The organism is Pseudomonas qingdaonensis (assembly GCF_018398475.1).
Lineage (GTDB): Bacteria > Pseudomonadota > Gammaproteobacteria > Pseudomonadales > Pseudomonadaceae > Aquipseudomonas > Aquipseudomonas palmensis.
Window position 1 is genome coordinate 1,728,202 of sequence record NZ_CP074676.1, and the last position, 20,391, is coordinate 1,748,592.

13 protein-coding genes, 7 tRNA genes, 3 rRNA genes and 1 riboswitch are annotated in these 20,391 nt (G+C 57.3%); of the genes, 20 read left to right on the forward strand and 3 right to left on the reverse strand.

The window, feature by feature from the left end:
• The first annotated feature begins 6 nt into the window (after positions 1–6).
• The 3 genes from astB to astE are packed head-to-tail and all read left to right on the forward strand — an operon-like array spanning position 7 to position 2,681.
• The gene (gene astB / locus KH389_RS08090; RefSeq protein ID WP_213607201.1) at positions 7–1,356 is read left to right on the forward strand and encodes an N-succinylarginine dihydrolase; all 1,350 of its coding nucleotides are present in this window, start codon (positions 7–9) and stop codon (positions 1,354–1,356) included.
• A gap of 14 nt (positions 1,357–1,370) precedes the next feature.
• Complete coding sequence (locus tag KH389_RS08095; protein WP_043860292.1) at positions 1,371–1,661, forward strand: hypothetical protein; 291 nt, start codon at positions 1,371–1,373, stop codon at positions 1,659–1,661.
• A gap of 12 nt (positions 1,662–1,673) precedes the next feature.
• On the forward strand, positions 1,674–2,681 hold the full coding sequence (gene astE, locus KH389_RS08100; RefSeq protein ID WP_213607202.1) for a succinylglutamate desuccinylase: 1,008 nt from the start codon (positions 1,674–1,676) through the stop codon (positions 2,679–2,681).
• Between the two features lie 89 nt (positions 2,682–2,770).
• Here astE and KH389_RS08105 read toward each other — a convergent pair whose 3' ends face one another.
• On the reverse strand, positions 2,771–3,277 hold the full coding sequence (locus KH389_RS08105) for a 6,7-dimethyl-8-ribityllumazine synthase (RefSeq protein WP_043860294.1): 507 nt from the start codon (positions 3,275–3,277) through the stop codon (positions 2,771–2,773).
• 93 nt (positions 3,278–3,370) lie between these two features.
• A riboswitch (FMN riboswitch) is annotated at positions 3,371–3,522 on the reverse strand.
• A gap of 213 nt (positions 3,523–3,735) precedes the next feature.
• On the opposite strand from KH389_RS08105, the gene alaS reads away from it, so the two are divergent.
• From alaS to mgtE, 8 genes are all read left to right on the forward strand, one after another.
• Positions 3,736–6,354, forward strand: a complete 2,619-nt coding sequence (gene alaS / locus KH389_RS08110) for an alanine--tRNA ligase (protein ID WP_043860295.1) — start codon at positions 3,736–3,738, stop codon at positions 6,352–6,354.
• Between the two features lie 90 nt (positions 6,355–6,444).
• Positions 6,445–7,680 (forward strand): aspartate kinase, encoded by a 1,236-nt coding sequence (locus KH389_RS08115; protein WP_043860296.1) that lies wholly within the window; start codon positions 6,445–6,447, stop codon positions 7,678–7,680.
• A gap of 184 nt (positions 7,681–7,864) precedes the next feature.
• Positions 7,865–8,053, forward strand: coding sequence for a carbon storage regulator CsrA (csrA, locus tag KH389_RS08120; RefSeq protein ID WP_010226667.1), 189 nt, complete (start codon positions 7,865–7,867; stop codon positions 8,051–8,053).
• Between the two features lie 72 nt (positions 8,054–8,125).
• Positions 8,126–8,216, forward strand: a tRNA-Ser gene (locus tag KH389_RS08125).
• A gap of 108 nt (positions 8,217–8,324) precedes the next feature.
• A tRNA-Arg gene (locus KH389_RS08130) sits at positions 8,325–8,401 on the forward strand.
• Positions 8,402–8,478: 77 nt separating this feature from the next.
• A tRNA-Arg gene (locus tag KH389_RS08135) sits at positions 8,479–8,555 on the forward strand.
• A 77-nt stretch (positions 8,556–8,632) separates the two neighbouring features.
• Positions 8,633–8,709: transfer RNA gene (locus tag KH389_RS08140), tRNA-Arg, on the forward strand.
• Between the two features lie 382 nt (positions 8,710–9,091).
• A complete protein-coding gene (gene mgtE / locus KH389_RS08145) occupies positions 9,092–10,534 on the forward strand; it encodes a magnesium transporter (protein WP_043860297.1) in 1,443 nt (480 codons plus the stop codon).
• Positions 10,535–10,590: 56 nt separating this feature from the next.
• Here the strand turns inward: mgtE and KH389_RS08150 are convergent, their stop codons facing one another.
• A complete protein-coding gene (locus tag KH389_RS08150; RefSeq protein ID WP_003254499.1) occupies positions 10,591–10,917 on the reverse strand; it encodes an Arc family DNA-binding protein in 327 nt (108 codons plus the stop codon).
• 344 nt (positions 10,918–11,261) lie between these two features.
• On the opposite strand from KH389_RS08150, the gene phnN reads away from it, so the two are divergent.
• The 8 genes from phnN to rrf all read left to right on the forward strand — a co-directional run bounded on the left by phnN (position 11,262) and on the right by rrf (position 18,371).
• Positions 11,262–11,852, forward strand: a complete 591-nt coding sequence (gene phnN, locus KH389_RS08155) for a phosphonate metabolism protein/1,5-bisphosphokinase (PRPP-forming) PhnN (RefSeq protein WP_213607203.1) — start codon at positions 11,262–11,264, stop codon at positions 11,850–11,852.
• Between the two features lie 109 nt (positions 11,853–11,961).
• A tRNA-Arg gene (locus KH389_RS08160) sits at positions 11,962–12,038 on the forward strand.
• A 229-nt stretch (positions 12,039–12,267) separates the two neighbouring features.
• On the forward strand, positions 12,268–12,696 hold the full coding sequence (locus KH389_RS08165; protein WP_213607204.1) for a GNAT family N-acetyltransferase: 429 nt from the start codon (positions 12,268–12,270) through the stop codon (positions 12,694–12,696).
• 525 nt (positions 12,697–13,221) lie between these two features.
• A 16S ribosomal RNA gene (locus KH389_RS08170) occupies positions 13,222–14,758 on the forward strand.
• An 84-nt stretch (positions 14,759–14,842) separates the two neighbouring features.
• Positions 14,843–14,919, forward strand: a tRNA-Ile gene (locus KH389_RS08175).
• A 7-nt stretch (positions 14,920–14,926) separates the two neighbouring features.
• Positions 14,927–15,002: transfer RNA gene (locus tag KH389_RS08180), tRNA-Ala, on the forward strand.
• Between the two features lie 224 nt (positions 15,003–15,226).
• A 23S ribosomal RNA gene (locus tag KH389_RS08185) occupies positions 15,227–18,117 on the forward strand.
• Between the two features lie 138 nt (positions 18,118–18,255).
• Positions 18,256–18,371: ribosomal RNA gene (gene rrf, locus KH389_RS08190) — 5S ribosomal RNA — on the forward strand.
• Together the 16S, 23S and 5S rRNA genes with 2 tRNA genes alongside form the textbook arrangement of a ribosomal RNA operon.
• Positions 18,372–18,492: 121 nt before the next feature.
• Here rrf and KH389_RS08195 read toward each other — a convergent pair.
• The gene (locus KH389_RS08195) at positions 18,493–19,035 is read right to left on the reverse strand and encodes a hypothetical protein (RefSeq protein WP_078480290.1); all 543 of its coding nucleotides are present in this window, start codon (positions 19,033–19,035) and stop codon (positions 18,493–18,495) included.
• 317 nt (positions 19,036–19,352) lie between these two features.
• Between KH389_RS08195 and KH389_RS08200 the strand changes: the two genes are divergently transcribed.
• Positions 19,353–20,357, forward strand: a complete 1,005-nt coding sequence (locus KH389_RS08200) for a sensor domain-containing diguanylate cyclase (RefSeq protein WP_054915652.1) — start codon at positions 19,353–19,355, stop codon at positions 20,355–20,357.
• Positions 20,358–20,391 lie beyond the last annotated feature (34 nt).

The following is a 20,391-nucleotide window of genomic DNA, read 5'->3' on the forward strand; positions in this document are numbered from 1 at the left end:
TAGCCGATGAAATCATTTGAAGTGAATTTTGATGGCCTGGTGGGGCCGACGCACAACTACGGCGGGCTGTCCTACGGCAACGTTGCTTCGCAGAGCAACAGCCAGCAGGCATCCAACCCGCGTGAAGCGGCGCGCCAGGGCCTGGCGAAGATGAAGGCGCTGATGGAGATGGGCTTTGTGCAGGGCGTACTGGCCCCGCAGGAGCGTCCGGATGTGGCTGCGCTGCGTCGCCTGGGCTTTGGCGGCAGCGATGCGCAGGTCATCGAGCGGGCGGCCAGGGAGGCGATGCCGTTGCTGGTCGCCAGTTGCTCTGCGTCCAGCATGTGGGTGGCCAACGCCGCCACGGTCAGCCCGAGCGCCGATACGGCCGATGGACGCGTGCACTTCACGGCGGCCAACCTGAACTGCAAGTACCACCGCAGTATCGAGCACCCGACCACCAGTCGTGTGCTGGGCGCGATGTTCGCCAATACGCAGCACTTTGCCCACCATGCCGCGTTGCCGGCGGTGGCGCAGTTCGGTGACGAAGGTGCTGCCAACCACACGCGCTTCTGCCGTGCCTATGGCGAACCGGGCGTGGAGTTCTTCGTGTTCGGGCGCAGTGCATTCGATGCGCGCTACCCGGCGCCGCACAAATACCCGGCCCGCCAGACCCTGGAGGCTTCCCAGGCGGTTGCCCGGCTGCATGGCCTGAGTGCCGACGGCGTGGTCTATGCTCAGCAGAACCCTGCCGTGATCGACCAGGGCGTGTTTCACAACGATGTGATCGCGGTAGGCAACGGCGAGGTGCTGTTCTATCACGAGGATGCTTTCCTCGACACCGAAGCGGTGCTGGCCGAGCTGCAGGCTAAACTGGCCGGATGTGGCGGCAAGTTCAAGGCCATCTGCGTGCCGCGGGCCCAGGTGACGGTCGAGGACGCCGTGCGTTCGTATCTGTTCAACAGTCAGTTGCTGTCCCGTGAAGACGGTTCGATGCTGCTGATCGTGCCGGAGGAATGCCGCAATAACGAGCGGGTCTGGGCCTATCTGTCGGCCTTGACCGGCCAGGGCGGGCCGGTGACCGAGGTCAAGGTCTTCGACCTCAAGCAGAGCATGCAGAATGGCGGCGGCCCCGCGTGCCTGCGTTTGCGCGTGGCGCTCAACGATACGGAGCTGGCGGCCGTCAACCCAGGGGTTATCATGACCGCGCCGCTGTACGACACCCTGACCCAATGGGTCGACAGGCACTACCGCGACAGCCTGAGCGAACGCGACCTGGCTGACCCGCAGCTGTTGCTGGAATGTCGCACGGCACTGGATGAGCTGACCCAGATCCTCAAGCTGGGTTCGGTGTATCCGTTCCAACTCCAACCTTGAAAGAGAACTCGATTATGTCCGACGCCCTGCAGCTGATCCTCGAAGATGAAGATGGCACCCAGCTGGAAACTTCCTGCACCCGTTTTGCCGTGCTGTGGCAAGGCAAGGAAGTATGGATTCAGCAGGATGGCCGCGGCCAGCTGCTGATCGGTGTCGATGTTGAAGAAGGCGACGCCGAGTATGCCAACCTGCTGCTGCGCCCGCTGGCCACCAACCTGGTGAGCCTGCAGCTGGAAATGGAGCCGGCCGATGCTGGCGAAGATGACGACCACGTCCACGGCCCCGATTGCGGGCATCACCACTAAGGAACACCGCCCATGCTCGCCCTCGGCAAACTGCTTGAACTGACCCTTGCCGGTCGTGAACCGGCAGAGAAGACCCAGCTGACTGTCGAAGGCGTGCGCATGCGCTGGCTCGACGAGGGGGCGCTTGAAGTGACCCCGCCTGAGGGGCGTGACGATGGCATGGACCTGCTGCTGTCTGCGGGTATTCATGGCAACGAGACTGCACCGATCGAGTTGCTCGACGAACTCCTGCATGGCATTGCCAGGGGGGAGATCAAGCCGCGGGCGCGTGTGCTGTTCCTGTTCGGCAACCCCGAGGCGATGCGCACGGGCGCGCGGTATATCGAGCACGACGTCAACCGTCTGTTCAACCGGCGTCATGAGCAGTCCAGTGGTGTCGAGGCATTGCGTGCCTGTGCGCTGGAGCGTCTGGCAACGGCCTTTTTCTATAAAGTGGGCCGTACCCGCCTGCACTATGACCTGCATACCGCCATTCGCGGCTCCAAGATCGAGCAGTTTGCGCTGTATCCCTACAAGGAAGGCCGTCAGCACTCGCGTCGGGAACTGGCTCGCTTGCGCGCCGCCGGCATGCAGGCTGTGCTGCTGCAGAGCAAGCCTTCGATCACCTTTACCGCATTCACCTACGAAACCCTGGGGGCCGAAGCGTTCACCCTCGAGCTGGGCAAGGCGCGGCCGTTCGGCCAGAACGGCGAGATCAAGCTCGGCAAGCTGGAAGCGCGGCTCAGGGCGATCATCGAGGGTAACGAGCCGGCTGAAGATGAAGGGATCGGCGGGCTGCAACTGTTCAGCGTCGCGCGCGAGATCATCAAGCACAGCGACAGCTTCCACCTGCACCTGCCGGCGGATATCGAGAACTTTTCCGAGCTTTCCAGAGGGTATCTGCTGGCCGAGGACCTGGCCGAGACGCGCTGGGTTGTCGAGGAGGAGGGCGCGCGGATCATTTTCCCGAACCCCAAGGTGAAGAACGGGCTGCGTGCGGGGATGCTGATCGTGCCTGCGTCGGATGAGCAGTTGGGCTGAAGATGAAACACCTTCGCCGGCAAGGCCGGCTGCTACAGGTGCCGCGTATCCCGTAGCAGCCGGCTCTGCCGGCGAAAGGGGCAGTGCAATCAGCCCGCCATCTTCTGCGGTACTTCATTGCGGCGCAGCGAGCGCAGCTTGAGCAGGGTGTCGGCGCAGGTCACTGCCGCTTCGGCGCCCTTGTGCACGAAGTGATCGAAGAAGAACTTCTGGTGCTCGTCGCCGGCATGGAAGTGATGCGGGGTCAGTACCACCGAGAACACTGGCACTTCGGTTTCCAGCTGCACCTGCATCAGGCCGCTGATCACCGACTGGGCGACGAATTCATGGCGGTACAGGCCGCCGTCCACCACCAGGCCTGCAGCCACGATGCCGGCGTAACGGCCGCTGCGGGCCAGCAGCTTGGCGTGCAGCGGGATTTCGAAGGCACCGCCGACTTCATAGAAGTCGATATCGCTCAGCTGATAGCCTTGCTTGGCCATCTCTTCGACGAAACCCTTGCGGCTCTGGTCAACAATATCCTTGTGCCAGCAGGCCTGGACGAAGGCGATGCGATCGTTGTGATGGCCTTTGCTGTCGATTGGGGTAGCTTGCATTGAAACGAACTCCTGTTTGTATGAGAAACAGGGCAGTGGATCGAAGGGGATTGTCGTTGCGCAGATGTGCAGACGCAGGCACTCGCGTGCCTATCCCGCTCTCTCTTTATCCGGACTATGACCGTCGGCCCCGGAATCACACCGGGTCTGCTGACCTTGCAGGGTTGCCTGCAAGCGCTCGCGGGCTATGCGCAATGGGCGCAATTACCGCCGGTGGGGAATTGCACCCCGCCCTGAGAACGTGCCGCCAGTGGCTGGCGACGCACACGTTGTAGCATAGATGTCGGCAGAACGTATAGCCTGCTAAGCAAACCGCGCCGGATGAAGGTCATTTCATCCTCAAATGGCGGTTGGCGATGTATAAACTCACTGCACCTCGTGTTAAGGCTCGATATAATGCGGCCCTTTGCCGTCGTTTCGTCAATTTGACGCAGGCCGCCGTTTCCGTGGAAGAACCTATGAAAAGCGCAGAAATCCGTGAAGCCTTCCTTCGCTTCTTCGAAGAGCAGGGCCATACCCGAGTTGCCTCCAGCTCCTTGATCCCGGGCAACGACCCGACCCTGCTGTTCACCAACGCGGGGATGAACCAGTTCAAGGACTGCTTCCTTGGCCAGGAAAAGCGCGCGTACACCCGCGCCACCAGCAGCCAGAAGTGCGTGCGCGCCGGCGGCAAGAACAGCGACCTGGAAAACGTCGGGTATACCGCGCGTCACCATACGTTCTTCGAAATGCTGGGCAACTTCAGTTTCGGCGACTATTTCAAGCGTGACGCCATCACCTACGCCTGGACCTTCCTCACCGGCGTGCTGCAACTGCCCAAGGAAAAGCTCTGGGTCACCGTGTATGCCACCGATGACGAGGCCTACGACATCTGGACCCAGCACATCGGTGTGCCGGCCGAGCGCATGGTGCGCATTGGCGACAACAAGGGCGCGCCCTACGCCTCGGACAACTTCTGGACCATGGGCGATACCGGCCCGTGCGGCCCCTGCACCGAGATCTTCTATGACCACGGCGCCGACATCTGGGGTGGCCCGCCAGGCTCGCCGGAAGAAGACGGTGACCGTTACATCGAGATCTGGAACAACGTCTTCATGCAGTTCAATCGCACTGCCGACGGCGTGCTGCACCCGCTGCCTGCACCGTCGGTGGACACCGGCATGGGCCTGGAGCGCATCAGTGCGGTGATGCAGCATGTGCATTCGAACTATGAAATCGACCTGTTCAAGAACCTGCTGAGTGCTTCGGCTGCCGCCATCGGCTGCAGCAACGAAGACCAGTCGTCGCTCAAGGTAGTGTCGGACCACATTCGTTCGTGCAGCTTCCTGATTGCTGATGGCGTGCTGCCTTCCAACGAAGGCCGTGGCTACGTGCTGCGTCGCATCATTCGTCGTGCCTGCCGTCACGGCAACAAGCTCGGTGCCACCGGCAGCTTCTTCTACAAGATCGTTGCGGCGCTGGTTGCCGAGATGGGCGAGGCGTTCCCGGAACTCAAGCAGCAGCAGGCCAACATCGAGCGCGTGCTCAAGGCCGAGGAAGAGCAGTTTGCCAAGACCCTGGAGCAGGGCCTGAAGATCCTCGAGCAGGACCTGGCCGAACTCAAGGGCAGCGTGGTGCCCGGTGACGTGGTGTTCAAGCTGTATGACACCTACGGTTTCCCGATGGACCTGACGGCCGACATCGCCCGTGAGCGCAGCCTGACCATCGACGAAGTCGGTTTCGAGCGCGAGATGGAGGCGCAGCGTGAGCGCGCGCGTTCGGCCAGCGCCTTCGGCCTGGACTACAACACCCTGGTCAAGGTCGATGTGGCCACCGAATTCACCGGTTATGCCACCACCGAAGGCGCTGCCAGCGTCGTTGCACTGTACAAGGACGGCAAGGCCGTCGAGCAGCTGGGTGAAGGCGAGGAGGGTGTGGTGATCCTCGACCGCACGCCGTTCTACGCCGAGTCCGGCGGCCAGGTGGGTGACTGCGGGTACCTGCAGGCCGGTGCCGTCCGCTTCGATGTCCGTGACACCACCAAGACCGGCGGTGCCTTCCTGCACCACGGTGTGGTTGCCAGCGGCAAGCTGAGCGTCGGTGCCCAGGTTGAAACCCGGGTCGATGCGCAGGTTCGTCATGCCACCTCGCTCAATCACTCGGCCACCCACCTGTTGCACGCGGCATTGCGTCAGGTGCTGGGCGAGCACGTACAACAGAAAGGCTCGCTGGTCGACAGCCAGCGCCTGCGTTTTGACTTCAGCCATTTCGAGGCGGTCAAGCCAGAGCAGCTCAAGGCGCTGGAAGACATCGTCAACCGCGAAGTGCGCAACAACACCGAGGTCATGACCGAAGAGACCGACATCGAGACTGCCAAGCAGAAGGGCGCCATGGCGCTGTTCGGCGAGAAGTATGGCGACAGCGTGCGCGTGCTGAGCATGGGCGGTGATTTCTCCGTCGAGCTGTGCGGCGGCATCCACGCCAAGCGCACCGGCGATATCGGTCTGCTCAAGATCATCAGCGAAGGCGGTGTGGCCTCCGGGGTGCGTCGTATCGAAGCGGTCACTGGCGCCGCCGCACTGGCCTACCTGAACGCTGCCGAAGAGCAGCTCAAGGAAGCTGCCCAGCTGGTCAAGGGCAGCCGCGAGAACCTGGTCGACAAGCTGTCGGCGGTGCTCGAGCGCAACCGTCAGCTGGAAAAGCAACTGGAGCAACTGCAGGCCAAGGCCGCCAGTGCTGCCGGCGATGACCTGTCTGCCAGCGCAGTCGACGTCAAGGGCGTCAAGGTGCTGGCCGCACGTCTGGACGGGCAGGACGGCAAAGCCTTGCTGGCCCTGGTCGACCAGTTGAAGAACAAACTCGGCCGCGCAGTGATCCTGCTCGGCAGTGTCCACGAAGAAAAGGTCGTACTGGTCGCAGGCGTGACCAAGGACCTGACCGGCCAACTCAAAGCCGGTGATCTGATGAAGCAAGCCGCTGCAGCGGTGGGCGGCAAAGGCGGTGGTCGTCCGGACATGGCGCAAGGCGGTGGCGTGGATGCCGCAGCGCTGGACGGTGCACTGGCTCTGACCGTGCCATTCGTAGAACAGGGTGTCTGAAGCGCCCGGTGGCCCGCCATCCGATGGCGGGCCCTGGCGTTGGGTAATTGTGTTTATTGGGTGCCCTTCACGGGCTGAGGCGGCTTTGAAATGGCGTTGATCGTACAGAAATTTGGCGGCACCTCGGTGGGCACGGTCGAGCGCATCGAACAGGTTGCCGACAAGGTGAAGAAGTTCCGCGAGGCTGGCGACGACCTGGTGGTCGTGCTGTCGGCAATGAGCGGGGAAACCAATCGTCTGATCGAGCTGGCGAGGCAAATCAGCGATCAGCCGGTTCCGCGCGAGCTGGACGTGATCGTGTCCACCGGCGAGCAGGTGACCATCGCATTGCTGGCCATGGCGCTGATCAAGCGGGGTGTGCCTGCGGTGTCCTACACCGGCAACCAGGTGCGTATTCTCACCGACAGTGCGCACAACAAGGCGCGCATCCTGCAGATCGATGATCAGAAGATTCGTGCCGACCTCAAAGCAGGTCGCGTGGTCGTGGTAGCCGGTTTCCAGGGCGTTGACGAGCACGGCAGCATCACCACGCTGGGGCGTGGCGGTTCCGATACCACCGGCGTGGCCCTGGCGGCTGCATTGAAGGCTGACGAGTGCCAGATCTACACCGACGTCGATGGTGTCTATACCACCGACCCGCGCGTGGTGTCCCAGGCGCAGCGGCTGGACAAGATCACTTTCGAAGAGATGCTGGAAATGGCCAGCCTCGGGTCCAAGGTGCTGCAGATTCGGGCCGTGGAGTTTGCCGGCAAGTACAACGTACCGCTGCGTGTACTGCACAGTTTTCAGGAGGGTCCGGGTACCCTCATTACTATTGATGAAGAGGAATCCATGGAACAGCCGATCATTTCCGGCATCGCCTTCAATCGCGATGAAGCCAAGCTGACCATTCGCGGTGTGCCGGATACCCCGGGCGTGGCATTCGGGATTCTGGGCCCCATCAGTGCAGCCAATATCGAAGTCGACATGATCGTGCAGAACGTTTCGCACGATAACACCACCGACTTCACCTTCACCGTACACCGCAACGATTACGAAAAGGCGCAGAAGGTACTGGGTGAAACCGCCCTGAAGCTCAATGCCCGCGAAGTGGTGGGTGATACCAAGATCGCCAAGGTATCGATCGTGGGTGTGGGCATGCGCTCGCATGCGGGCGTTGCCAGCCGCATGTTCGAATCGCTGGCCAAGGAGAGCATCAACATCCAGATGATCTCCACTTCGGAAATCAAGGTGTCGGTGGTTATCGAAGAGAAGTACCTGGAACTGGCTGTGCGTGCCTTGCACACCGCTTTCGAACTCGACGCGCCTTCCCGTCAGGGCGAGTAAGCGTTGTGCTCACTGGGGCGCGGCCTGGCCGCGCCCTTCGTGTTTTTGAACGGCACAAGAAACCTGTGGGTTGTCGGGTGTCGATCAACGTTCAGGCGTAGGTCCGCCGCTGTTCTGGCGGCGGGTTGAAGCCCTTTTTTTTGCAGACTGTTATCCCTGAACTGAATTGCGTGAGGAGAAAGGTATGTTGATTCTGACTCGTCGGTGCGCAGAGAGCCTGATAATTGGCGACGGCGAAATCACCGTGACCGTGCTCGGCGTCAAAGGAAACCAGGTACGGATTGGGGTGAACGCGCCCAAGGAAGTGGCCGTGCACCGTGAGGAAATCTACCTGCGGATCAAGAAAGAGAAGGACGAAGAACCAACCCATTAATTTTTATCGATATTTTTTCAAAAAAGGGTTTGCAAACGGGGAAGGCTCTGGTTATTATACGCCCCGTGTTGCGGAGAGGTGGCCGAGTGGCCGAAGGCGCTCCCCTGCTAAGGGAGTATACCTCACAAGGGTATCGGGGGTTCGAATCCCCCCTTCTCCGCCATTATTCATTTAGGGCGCTGTAATCTTGCTTGAATCGCTAAGTAGTTGAAATTAAACGAAAAAGTGGTTGGCAAATCGATTAAGCGGTCTATAATGCGCGGCAACAAATGCACTCGTAGCTCAGCTGGATAGAGTACTCGGCTACGAACCGAGCGGTCACAGGTTCGAATCCTGTCGAGTGCACCATACGACGAAGTAGTTTCCAGTCTGGAAGTTGCCTCAGTTTCAACCAGAGGTGATCTGGTCCATCAAGTACCAACCCTGCACTCGTAGCTCAGCTGGATAGAGTACTCGGCTACGAACCGAGCGGTCACAGGTTCGAATCCTGTCGAGTGCACCATACGACGAAGCAGTTTCCAGTCTGGAAGTTGTTTCAGCTTCAACCAGAGGTGATCTGGTCTATCAAGCGCCAACCCTGCACTCGTAGCTCAGCTGGATAGAGTACTCGGCTACGAACCGAGCGGTCACAGGTTCGAATCCTGTCGAGTGCACCATACAACAGAAGGCCCGCTTTTAAGCGGGCCTTCTGCTTTTCGGCTTTTCACTTTTCCGTAAGGCGCGATGAATAAACTGTCATCGATGCGTTTACCGGCCTCTGCTAACTTTTGCGTCTTCAATGTGTTCTTTGGGGTGTGCCAGCCGTCGCACTGTCAGAGCTGGACGTTGTCACAGCTTTATCTCGCAAGCGATTGTTCTGGCCAATATTTTCAGCCCGAGCAGCCCAAGCCGTGTATGATTGCGCCCGTCAGCTCCGCCGGGGCTTGTGGAATACCACCATGGACTTACCCAGTAGTTACTCAATAGCTTGTTTTGCCAATCACGATCTGACTGATTGATTCTCCTGGCGTGCTCCGCTGCTGGGAGTGGAGTACGCGTATGACCGAAAGTGAAGTAAAAAAATCGCAAGAAAGCCTGCAGGATCGCCTGGCCCAGGTGGTCGAATTGCTGCAGCGCCAACGAGTGGTCGAAGACCTGACACATCGTCAGGAAGGGCACCATAACGATCGGGTCGAAAATCTCGTACACCGCCAGAATCTGGTCGAGCTGCAACGCAAGCTCGATGATCTGCACTCCGCTGACGTTGCCTACATTCTCGAAGCCCTGCCGCTGGATGATCGTCTGACGGTCTGGCAACTGGTCAAGGCCGAGCGTGATGGTGACATTCTGCTCGAGGTATCCGATTCGGTTCGGGAAACCCTGATCGCCGACATGGACGATCACGAGCTGCTTGCCGCTGCCAAGGAGATGGACGCCGACGAGCTGGCCGACCTTGCGCCGGAGCTGCCGCGCGACGTCGTGCATGAGCTGATGGAAACCCTCGATGCCCAGCAGCGTGAGCGCGTACGCTCCGCGTTGAGCTATGACGAGGACCAGGTCGGTGCCTTGATGGACTTCGAGATGGTGACCATCCGCGAGGACGTCAGCCTTGAGGTGGTGTTGCGTTACCTGCGCCGGCTCAAGGAACTGCCAAGCCATACCGACAAACTGTTCGTGGTCGATTACGACGGCAAGCTCAAGGGTGTGCTGCCCATCAAGCGGCTGCTGGTGAACGACCCCGACAAGCAGGTTGCCGAGGTCATGGCCAGTGACCCGGTGAGTTTTCATCCCGATGAAGACGCCTACGATGCGGCACAGGCCTTTGAGCGCTATGACCTGATTTCGGCACCGGTGGTGGACAAGAGCGATCGCCTGATCGGCCGTTTGACCATCGACGAAATGGTCGACCTGATCCGTGAGGAAAGCGAGAACGAAGTCCTCAACATGGCGGGTCTGCGTGAGGAGGAAGACATCTTCGCCTCGGTCTGGCGTTCGCTTCGCAACCGTTGGGCATGGCTGGCAATCAACCTGATCACGGCCTTTGTCGCTTCGCGAGTGATCGGCCTGTTCGAGGGGTCGATCGAGAAGCTGGTGGCGTTGGCTGCACTGATGCCCATCGTGGCCGGTATCGGGGGCAACTCCGGCAACCAGACCATTACCATGATCGTACGTGCCATGGCGCTCGATCAGGTCAGCCCGGGCAATACTGCGCGATTGATGCGCAAGGAGCTTGCGGTGGCCTTGATCAATGGCCTGGTGTGGGGGGGCGTGATCGGCGTTGTGGCCTACCTGCTCTATGGCAGCTGGTCGTTGGGGGTAGTGATGACTGCGGCGATGACCCTGAACCTGCTGTTGGCGGCCCTGATGGGCGTTCTTATCCCGATGACGCTTGCTCGAATGGGGCGCGATCCTGCGATGGGCGCAAGTGTGATGATCACTGCCATGACCGACAGTGGCGGGTTCTTCATCTTCCTGGGCCTTGCTACGATCTTCTTGCTGTAAAAAGGCAAGGCATAAAAAAAGCCAGCGAAAGCTGGCTTTTTTGTGCATGGGTGGAGTCAGGAAGCGTCTGCGGCCATCTCGACGTCATGGGCGATCAGTGCGACCAGAGCATTTTGCTGGCGATGGGACAGCTGGCGGAAGCGTTGCAGCAGTTCACGTTCGTGCAGTGACAGCTCTGGGCTGTCCAGGCGCATGCTCAGCTCGTCGCCCAGTGCACCTTCCTGAATAAGGCTCTGCTCCAGGCGTGCAATGATCTCGGAGTTCATGCTGCGGTGGTGGTTACGCGCAACCTCGGCAATGCGCTCACGCATTCCGTCTGGCAGGCGGACGACAAATTTGTCAGCGGTGCGGCTTGAGTAGATAGCCTGTTTCATTGGGCGCATATAATTGACCGGTTTAGTTCAGGGGGAAGCGGTTCTCGAAATCGGCCGCACGATGAGTGTTACGACCATCGTTAAGACAAAATGTTCAACCTGGAGTACGAATGAGGTCTTCATCATGCCTCAGTGTCGCCAGTTACTTGGCGTCAATTCTGTGACAAATATTGAACTGGGTAAAGGCGTTATGCCAGTACCAATTATCAGAAATGCGCACTGGTTTGAAAAGTTTTCATTTGGCGCTCGGCCTGGCCACCTCGGCGGCTCGACTTTTCATCACCGGCAAAGGCGCAAAGACCGTGCAATGCGCCTAAAATGCGCGAGCTTTCCTTTCTCTGAGCATAGTGGCTATGCAGTATGACGCAAGCGACGTTCCCTTGGCGGGGGCGGGCAGGGTGATCTATTTGATGGGGCCGTCCGGTGCCGGCAAGGACAGTCTTCTGGATGCGGCGCGTGAGCTTTTGCTGGCAAGCCATGTGCGCATTCCTAAGCGTGTCATCACTCGCTCCGCCGAGGCGGTGGGGGAGGACGCAGTCGCCGTATCGGTCCAGCAGTTCGAGCAGATGGCTGACCGTGGCGAATTTGCCCTGCAGTGGCGCGCCAATGGGTTGGCTTATGGGGTTCCTGCTTATATAGATGCGTGGCTTGCCGAAGGCTGGCACGTGATGGTCAACGGGTCGCGCGCGCACCTGCCGGTGGCGCAGGCGAAGTACCCGGACCTGTTGCCCATATTGCTTTGTGTGAATCCGCAGGTATTGCGCGGGCGATTGCTTCAACGGGGCAGGGAGGGGCAGCACGAGATCGAGCAGCGAATGGCGCGCAACCAACAGTCCATGACACAGGTTGATGATCGGGTCCGGCGGGTGGACAACTCGACCAGTCTTGACGATGCAGTGCGCCGCCTGCTGATGGTTTTGCAAGTGGCAGGCGTACGTGCCTGAGGCTGGAAACCACCTACTGGTAAAAAGCGCAGAGACGACATGACAAATCCTGGCTCGCTGGGTAACATGCTCGCCGTTCCGTATGGCGGGCCATGTACGCCAGACGCACGTCTCAGTAGCTCAATTGGATAGAGCATCCCCCTCCTAAGGGGAAGGTTGCAGGTTCGAACCCTGCCTGGGACACCATCCTTCGTTCGAGGGCTGGCTGCTTCCTGCGCTTTACCTTCTCTTCTTCTGCTCCATCCATCCCTCCTCGTTTCTGCGCATGGTTCGGCTACCTTGGCTGACGTTCGTGCTGCGCCCTGGCGAGCCTCCTTCTACCTGTGAACCCGAATTCCGATTTAACATCCGGTGCGAGCCGGCGCCTGCAGGCTCGCAGCGTACTCATGTAGTCCAATGCCGCACAGGAGAGCTTATGACAGATGCCCCTTACCGATTCACCCTGGGCGCTGACGCCGATGCCATGGCAGTGGTGCGTCAAGGGCTGCGCCGCTTCAACATCGAACAGATCGGCCCTTACACCTATGAAGATTTCCAGCTGTATGCCCGCGATGGCGGGGGCCAGGTGACAGGTGGGCTGTTCGGTCATTTCGCAATGGGTTGGCTCTATATCGACTACTTCTGGTTGAGCGATGCCGCACGCGGTCATGGGTTGGGCAGCGAACTGCTGATGCGAGCCGAAGAGGAGGCGCGGGCGCGGGGCTGCACCGGTTTGTTTCTTTATACCTATAGCTTCCAGGCCCCTGACTTCTACCAGAAGCAGGGATACCACATCATGGGGATGCTGGAGGATTGCCCGCCTGGTTATCAGCGCTACTACCTGAAAAAGACGCTTCAGTCTTGAAATGCTCATGCTGACCTATGTGCCGAGGTTATTTTGAAATAAACCCTTGACGCACAATTTAATCTCTCTATAATTCGCCCCACTTCCGGCGTAGTCGGAACGAAAAACTCCTTGAATATCAACGAGTTGGACGTTTCAGGTCAGGCTGGAGGTGCTTCGATCGAAAGATCGGCAGCGGTGAAAAAGGTGGTTGACAGCAGGTTGTAACGCTGTAGAATTCGCCTCCCGCTACGAGAGATCGAAGCGAGTCAAGTGTTTGAAGTGAAACGAAAAACTTCAAAATAAACGCTTGACAGACTCTGAGGAAAGCGTAGAATGCGCGCCTCGGTTGAGACGAAAAATTCTTGACCAACCGCTCTTTAACAATTGAATCAAGCAATTCGTGTGGGTGCTTGTGAGCTCAGGCTGATAGTCAGAAAGATTATCAGCATCACAAGTGACTGCACGAAAATCGAAAGATTTGAAAGTAAGTCATTTGAGAATGCTGAGCCAAGTTTAGGGTTTTCTCAAAACCCAAGCAGTATTGAACTGAAGAGTTTGATCATGGCTCAGATTGAACGCTGGCGGCAGGCCTAACACATGCAAGTCGAGCGGATGAGAAGAGCTTGCTCTTCGATTCAGCGGCGGACGGGTGAGTAATACCTAGGAATCTGCCTGGTAGTGGGGGACAACGTTTCGAAAGGAACGCTAATACCGCATACGTCCTACGGGAGAAAGCAGGGGACCTTCGGGCCTTGCGCTATCAGATGAGCCTAGGTCGGATTAGCTAGTTGGTGAGGTAATGGCTCACCAAGGCTACGATCCGTAACTGGTCTGAGAGGATGATCAGTCACACTGGAACTGAGACACGGTCCAGACTCCTACGGGAGGCAGCAGTGGGGAATATTGGACAATGGGCGAAAGCCTGATCCAGCCATGCCGCGTGTGTGAAGAAGGTCTTCGGATTGTAAAGCACTTTAAGTTGGGAGGAAGGGCAGTAAGCGAATACCTTGCTGTTTTGACGTTACCGACAGAATAAGCACCGGCTAACTCTGTGCCAGCAGCCGCGGTAATACAGAGGGTGCAAGCGTTAATCGGAATTACTGGGCGTAAAGCGCGCGTAGGTGGTTCGTTAAGTTGGATGTGAAATCCCCGGGCTCAACCTGGGAACTGCATCCAAAACTGGCGAGCTAGAGTAGGGCAGAGGGTGGTGGAATTTCCTGTGTAGCGGTGAAATGCGTAGATATAGGAAGGAACACCAGTGGCGAAGGCGACCACCTGGGCTCATACTGACACTGAGGTGCGAAAGCGTGGGGAGCAAACAGGATTAGATACCCTGGTAGTCCACGCCGTAAACGATGTCAACTAGCCGTTGGAATCCTTGAGATTTTAGTGGCGCAGCTAACGCATTAAGTTGACCGCCTGGGGAGTACGGCCGCAAGGTTAAAACTCAAATGAATTGACGGGGGCCCGCACAAGCGGTGGAGCATGTGGTTTAATTCGAAGCAACGCGAAGAACCTTACCAGGCCTTGACATCCAATGAACTTTCCAGAGATGGATTGGTGCCTTCGGGAACATTGAGACAGGTGCTGCATGGCTGTCGTCAGCTCGTGTCGTGAGATGTTGGGTTAAGTCCCGTAACGAGCGCAACCCTTGTCCTTAGTTACCAGCACGTTATGGTGGGCACTCTAAGGAGACTGCCGGTGACAAACCGGAGGAAGGTGGGGATGACGTCAAGTCATCATGGCCCTTACGGCCTGGGCTACACACGTGCTACAATGGTCGGTACAGAGGGTCGCCAAGCCGCGAGGTGGAGCTAATCTCACAAAACCGATCGTAGTCCGGATCGCAGTCTGCAACTCGACTGCGTGAAGTCGGAATCGCTAGTAATCGCGAATCAGAATGTCGCGGTGAATACGTTCCCGGGCCTTGTACACACCGCCCGTCACACCATGGGAGTGGGTTGCACCAGAAGTAGCTAGTCTAACCTTCGGGAGGACGGTTACCACGGTGTGATTCATGACTGGGGTGAAGTCGTAACAAGGTAGCCGTAGGGGAACCTGCGGCTGGATCACCTCCTTAATCGACGACATCAGCTGTCTCATAAGCTCCCACACGAATTGCTTGATTCATTGAAGAAGACGATTAGGTTAGCAACCTTCGATTGGGTCTGTAGCTCAGTTGGTTAGAGCGCACCCCTGATAAGGGTGAGGTCGGCAGTTCGAATCTGCCCAGACCCACCAATTTGCTGGGGCCATAGCTCAGCTGGGAGAGCGCCTGCCTTGCACGCAGGAGGTCAGCGGTTCGATCCCGCTTGGCTCCACCACCCCGCTTGCTAGTTTGTCAAAGCTTAGAAATGAATATTCGCGTCGAATATTGATTTCTGAACTTTATCAGAATCGTTCTTTAAAAATTTGGGTATGTGATAGAAAGATAGACTGGACAGCACTTTCACTGGTGTGTGTTCAGGCTAAGGTAAAATTTGTGAGTAATTACAAGTTTTCGGCGAATGTTGTCTTCACAGTATAACCAGATTGCTTGGGGTTATATGGTCAAGTGAAGAAGCGCATACGGTGGATGCCTTGGCAGTCAGAGGCGATGAAAGACGTGGTAGCCTGCGATAAGCTTCGGGGAGTCGGCAAACAGACTTTGATCCGGAGATCTCTGAATGGGGGAACCCACCTGGCATAAGTCAGGTATCTTGTACTGAATACATAGGTGCAAGAGGCGAACCAGGGGAACTGAAACATCTAAGTACCCTGAGGAAAAGAAATCAACCGAGATTCCCTTAGTAGTGGCGAGCGAACGGGGACTAGCCCTTAAGTGGCTTTGAGATTAGCGGAACGCTCTGGAAAGTGCGGCCATAGTGGGTGATAGCCCTGTACGCGAAAATCTCTTAGTCATGAAATCGAGTAGGACGGAGCACGAGAAACTTTGTCTGAATATGGGGGGACCATCCTCCAAGGCTAAATACTACTGACTGACCGATAGTGAACCAGTACCGTGAGGGAAAGGCGAAAAGAACCCCGGAGAGGGGAGTGAAATAGATCCTGAAACCGTATGCGTACAAGCAGTGGGAGCCTACTTTGTTAGGTGACTGCGTACCTTTTGTATAATGGGTCAGCGACTTATATTCAGTGGCGAGCTTAACCGAATAGGGGAGGCGTAGCGAAAGCGAGTCTTAATAGGGCGTTTAGTCGCTGGGTATAGACCCGAAACCGGGCGATCTATCCATGGGCAGGTTGAAGGTTAGGTAACACTGACTGGAGGACCGAACCGACTACCGTTGAAAAGTTAGCGGATGACCTGTGGATCGGAGTGAAAGGCTAATCAAGCTCGGAGATAGCTGGTTCTCCTCGAAAGCTATTTAGGTAGCGCCTCATGTATCACTGTAGGGGGTAGAGCACTGTTTCGGCTAGGGGGTCATCCCGACTTACCAAACCGATGCAAACTCCGAATACCTACAAGTGCCGAGCATGGGAGACACACGGCGGGTGCTAACGTCCGTCGTGAAAAGGGAAACAACCCAGACCGTCAGCTAAGGTCCCAAAGTTATGGTTAAGTGGGAAACGATGTGGGAAGGCTTAGACAGCTAGGAGGTTGGCTTAGAAGCAGCCACCCTTTAAAGAAAGCGTAATAGCTCACTAGTCGAGTCGGCCTGCGCGGAAGATGTAACGGGGCTCAAACCATACACCGAAGCTACGGGTATCACTTAGGTGATGCGGTAGAGGAGCGTTCTGTAAGCCTGTGAAGGTGAGTTGAGAAGCTTGCTGGAGGTATCAGAAGTGCGAATGCTGACATGAGTAACGACAATGGGAGTGAAAAACTCCCACGCCGAAAGACCAAGGTTTCCTGCGCAACGTTAATCGACGCAGGGTTAGTCGGTCCCTAAGGCGAGGCTGAAAAGCGTAGTCGATGGAAAACAGGTTAATATTCCTGTACTTCTGGTTATTGCGATGGAGGGACGGAGAAGGCTAGGCCAGCTTGGCGTTGGTTGTCCAAGTTTAAGGTGGTAGGCTGAGATCTTAGGTAAATCCGGGATCTTAAGGCCGAGAGCTGATGACGAGTTGCCATTAGGCGACGAAGTGGTTGATGCCATGCTTCCAAGAAAAGCTTCTAAGCTTCAGGTAACCAGGAACCGTACCCCAAACCGACACAGGTGGTTGGGTAGAGAATACCAAGGCGCTTGAGAGAACTCGGGTGAAGGAACTAGGCAAAATGGCACCGTAACTTCGGGAGAAGGTGCGCCGGTGAGGGTGAAGGACTTGCTCCGTAAGCTCATGCCGGTCGAAGATACCAGGCCGCTGCGACTGTTTATTAAAAACACAGCACTCTGCAAACACGAAAGTGGACGTATAGGGTGTGACGCCTGCCCGGTGCCGGAAGGTTAATTGATGGGGTTAGCTAACGCGAAGCTCTTGATCGAAGCCCCGGTAAACGGCGGCCGTAACTATAACGGTCCTAAGGTAGCGAAATTCCTTGTCGGGTAAGTTCCGACCTGCACGAATGGCGTAACGATGGCGGCGCTGTCTCCACCCGAGACTCAGTGAAATTGAAATCGCTGTGAAGATGCAGTGTATCCGCGGCTAGACGGAAAGACCCCGTGAACCTTTACTATAGCTTTGCACTGGACTTTGAATTTGCTTGTGTAGGATAGGTGGGAGGCTTTGAAGCGTGGACGCCAGTCTGCGTGGAGCCATCCTTGAAATACCACCCTGGCAACTTTGAGGTTCTAACTCAGGTCCGTTATCCGGATCGAGGACAGTGTATGGTGGGTAGTTTGACTGGGGCGGTCTCCTCCTAAAGAGTAACGGAGGAGTACGAAGGTGCGCTCAGACCGGTCGGAAATCGGTCGTAGAGTATAAAGGCAAAAGCGCGCTTGACTGCGAGACAGACACGTCGAGCAGGTACGAAAGTAGGTCTTAGTGATCCGGTGGTTCTGTATGGAAGGGCCATCGCTCAACGGATAAAAGGTACTCCGGGGATAACAGGCTGATACCGCCCAAGAGTTCATATCGACGGCGGTGTTTGGCACCTCGATGTCGGCTCATCACATCCTGGGGCTGAAGCCGGTCCCAAGGGTATGGCTGTTCGCCATTTAAAGTGGTACGCGAGCTGGGTTTAGAACGTCGTGAGACAGTTCGGTCCCTATCTGCCGTGGACGTTTGAGATTTGAGAGGGGCTGCTCCTAGTACGAGAGGACCGGAGTGGACGAACCTCTGGTGTTCCGGTTGTCACGCCAGTGGCATTGCCGGGTAGCTATGTTCGGAAGAGATAACCGCTGAAAGCATCTAAGCGGGAAACTTGCCTCAAGATGAGATCTCACTGGAGCCTTGAGCTCCCTGAAGGGCCGTCGAAGACTACGACGTTGATAGGTTGGGTGTGTAAGCGCTGTGAGGCGTTGAGCTAACCAATACTAATTGCCCGTGAGGCTTGACCATATAACACCCAAGCAATTTGCGTCGAACGACCAGATTGCGGTGTTGTGAAGACACAGTAAGCCGAAGATTTGTAGCTCACAAACATCACATACCCGATTCGCTGGAGTGTCTGAACAAGACCTTCTGGCAACAGAATTTCTTGACGACCATAGAGCATTGGAACCACCTGATCCCATCCCGAACTCAGTAGTGAAACGATGCATCGCCGATGGTAGTGTGGGGTTTCCCCATGTGAGAGTAGGTCATCGTCAAGATTAAATTCCGAAACCCCTATCTGCATCTGCAGGTAGGGGTTTTGTCTTTGTGGGCTGAAAGTTTCCTGCAAGGCGGGCATAAAAAAACCACCTTGGGAGGTGGTTTTTTACGTAATACGATTCAGGCCAGCGGGTCCGTCCTGTCCTTTTCGTTGGTGCCTTCTGCCGACAGTGTCTGTGAACCTGCCAGTGCACTGACCGCATCCATCTGTTGAGGCGGTTGCAGCTTGGCCATGGTTTTTATCTCCATTTCTTCCTTGATGCGTTGAGCGATCTGCTTGTCGATCAGCTCCTTCTTCTCAGGGGGTAACTCTTCGTATTCTTCAAGGCTCAGCCCAAGTTCGCGCAGCATCTTCTCGCGAATTTTCTGCTCGGGAGACAGTGCCATGTAGTCGCGAAACTCTTGCAAGGCAGTGCTCTCTGGTTCCTTCGTGTCAAAGATCTCTTCCAGGTTCTGCAGACTGACCTTGAACTTTGCGAACGCTTCTTGCTGGTTGTCGTGAAAGCGCTGCTCGGAGTGACTGGCACTCCCGCGCGTGTCGGACGTCGACTGGATGGCAACTGAAACAGGTACATACGGCACAGCATCGCTGTCTGTAGAAACACTGCTACGTTGCTGAGTGGTAGCGGCTACCTGCCAACCATAATCATTGATGATGCTCACCTGAAGGTCTCCCGATACTGTGCAGAGCAAGGGAAGAGCAAGGGCTGTGCCAGTTACCTCACGCTCTGAACCCTCTGTATTACAAGGGGGCAGCAATGCTCGGCCGTTTACTCTGGCACGCTGTTGCCCCAAAGAGGAGGATGATTGCCGCAGGCGGCAACAGCCAAGGCTTGCAGTTGGACGTGCGGTCGGTTCCGCCTGCCGCTTCCATTCTTTCGCGAGTATATTGTTCGAAATTTCGCGCAGGCTTTGGCGCATAACAATCGGCAGCACCATCATTGAGCTGGGGCGTAGTTGCTGGACAGGGGAGAGTGTCCATGAGTGAGAATACCGCTTGCGTGATGGCGCCATTGAGCGACCTGGGGCAAGAGCAACTGCAAACCCTCCTGGACCTGGTCAGTGATGGCATCTGGGACTGGAACGCCAACACCGGCCATGTCTATCGCAACCCGGGTTGGTATCGCATGCTGGGCTACCCCAGCCACTCGCTGGACAATACGGTGTTCACCTGGGAAAACGTCATTCACCCCGAGGACTACCCGCGGGTGATGGCCTGCTTCGAGGACTACCTGAGCCAGCGCGCGCCAAGCTACCAGGTGGAGTACCGTTGCCGTTGCAAGGATGGCAGCTACCTGTGGATCGAGGACAGCGGGCATGTGGTTGCGCGCAACCCTGATGGCTCGGTGGCCAGGATGTTCGGTGCACACCGCAACATCGACGACCGCAAGCGCCTGGTTGCCCATCTGGAGCAGCGCAACAGCTCGCTGGAGTCACTGATTGCCGAACGGACCCGGGAACTGTGCTGGGTGAACGAACAACTGAAACGTCAGCTCGATGAGAACCGTGACCTGGCCGAGCGCGACTCGTTGACCCTGGCGGCCAATCGTTATCGCCTGGAAAAGGCCCTGCTTCAGGAATGCGAACGTGCCGGCCGCTTTCGTTTGCCCTTGAGCCTGATCCTGATGGATTTCGACGATTTCAAGCCGATCAATGATCGTTACGGCCACGCCCGTGGCGATACCGCCCTGGTAGAGGTGGTCGAACAGATCCGTAAGTGTGTCGGCCCCGAGCACCTGCTTGCCCGATGGGGGGGTGACGAGTTCATGGTGTTGATGCCAGGGAGTGACCTGCAGGCAGCAATGGCGGTAGCCGATGCCATCCGCCAGCAGGTGTTGAGGTTGCCCCCAATTGGCGAGCACCGCGTCACATTGAGTTTTGGCATCGCCCAGTGGCGTGGCGGCGAGCGCCCGGAGCAACTGGTCGCCCGTGCCGACCAGGCGCTCTATCGCGCCAAGGCCGGCGGCAAGAACCAGATCGCCTGATGCCTGGGCGTCGATGATCGACGCCCAGTGGTTC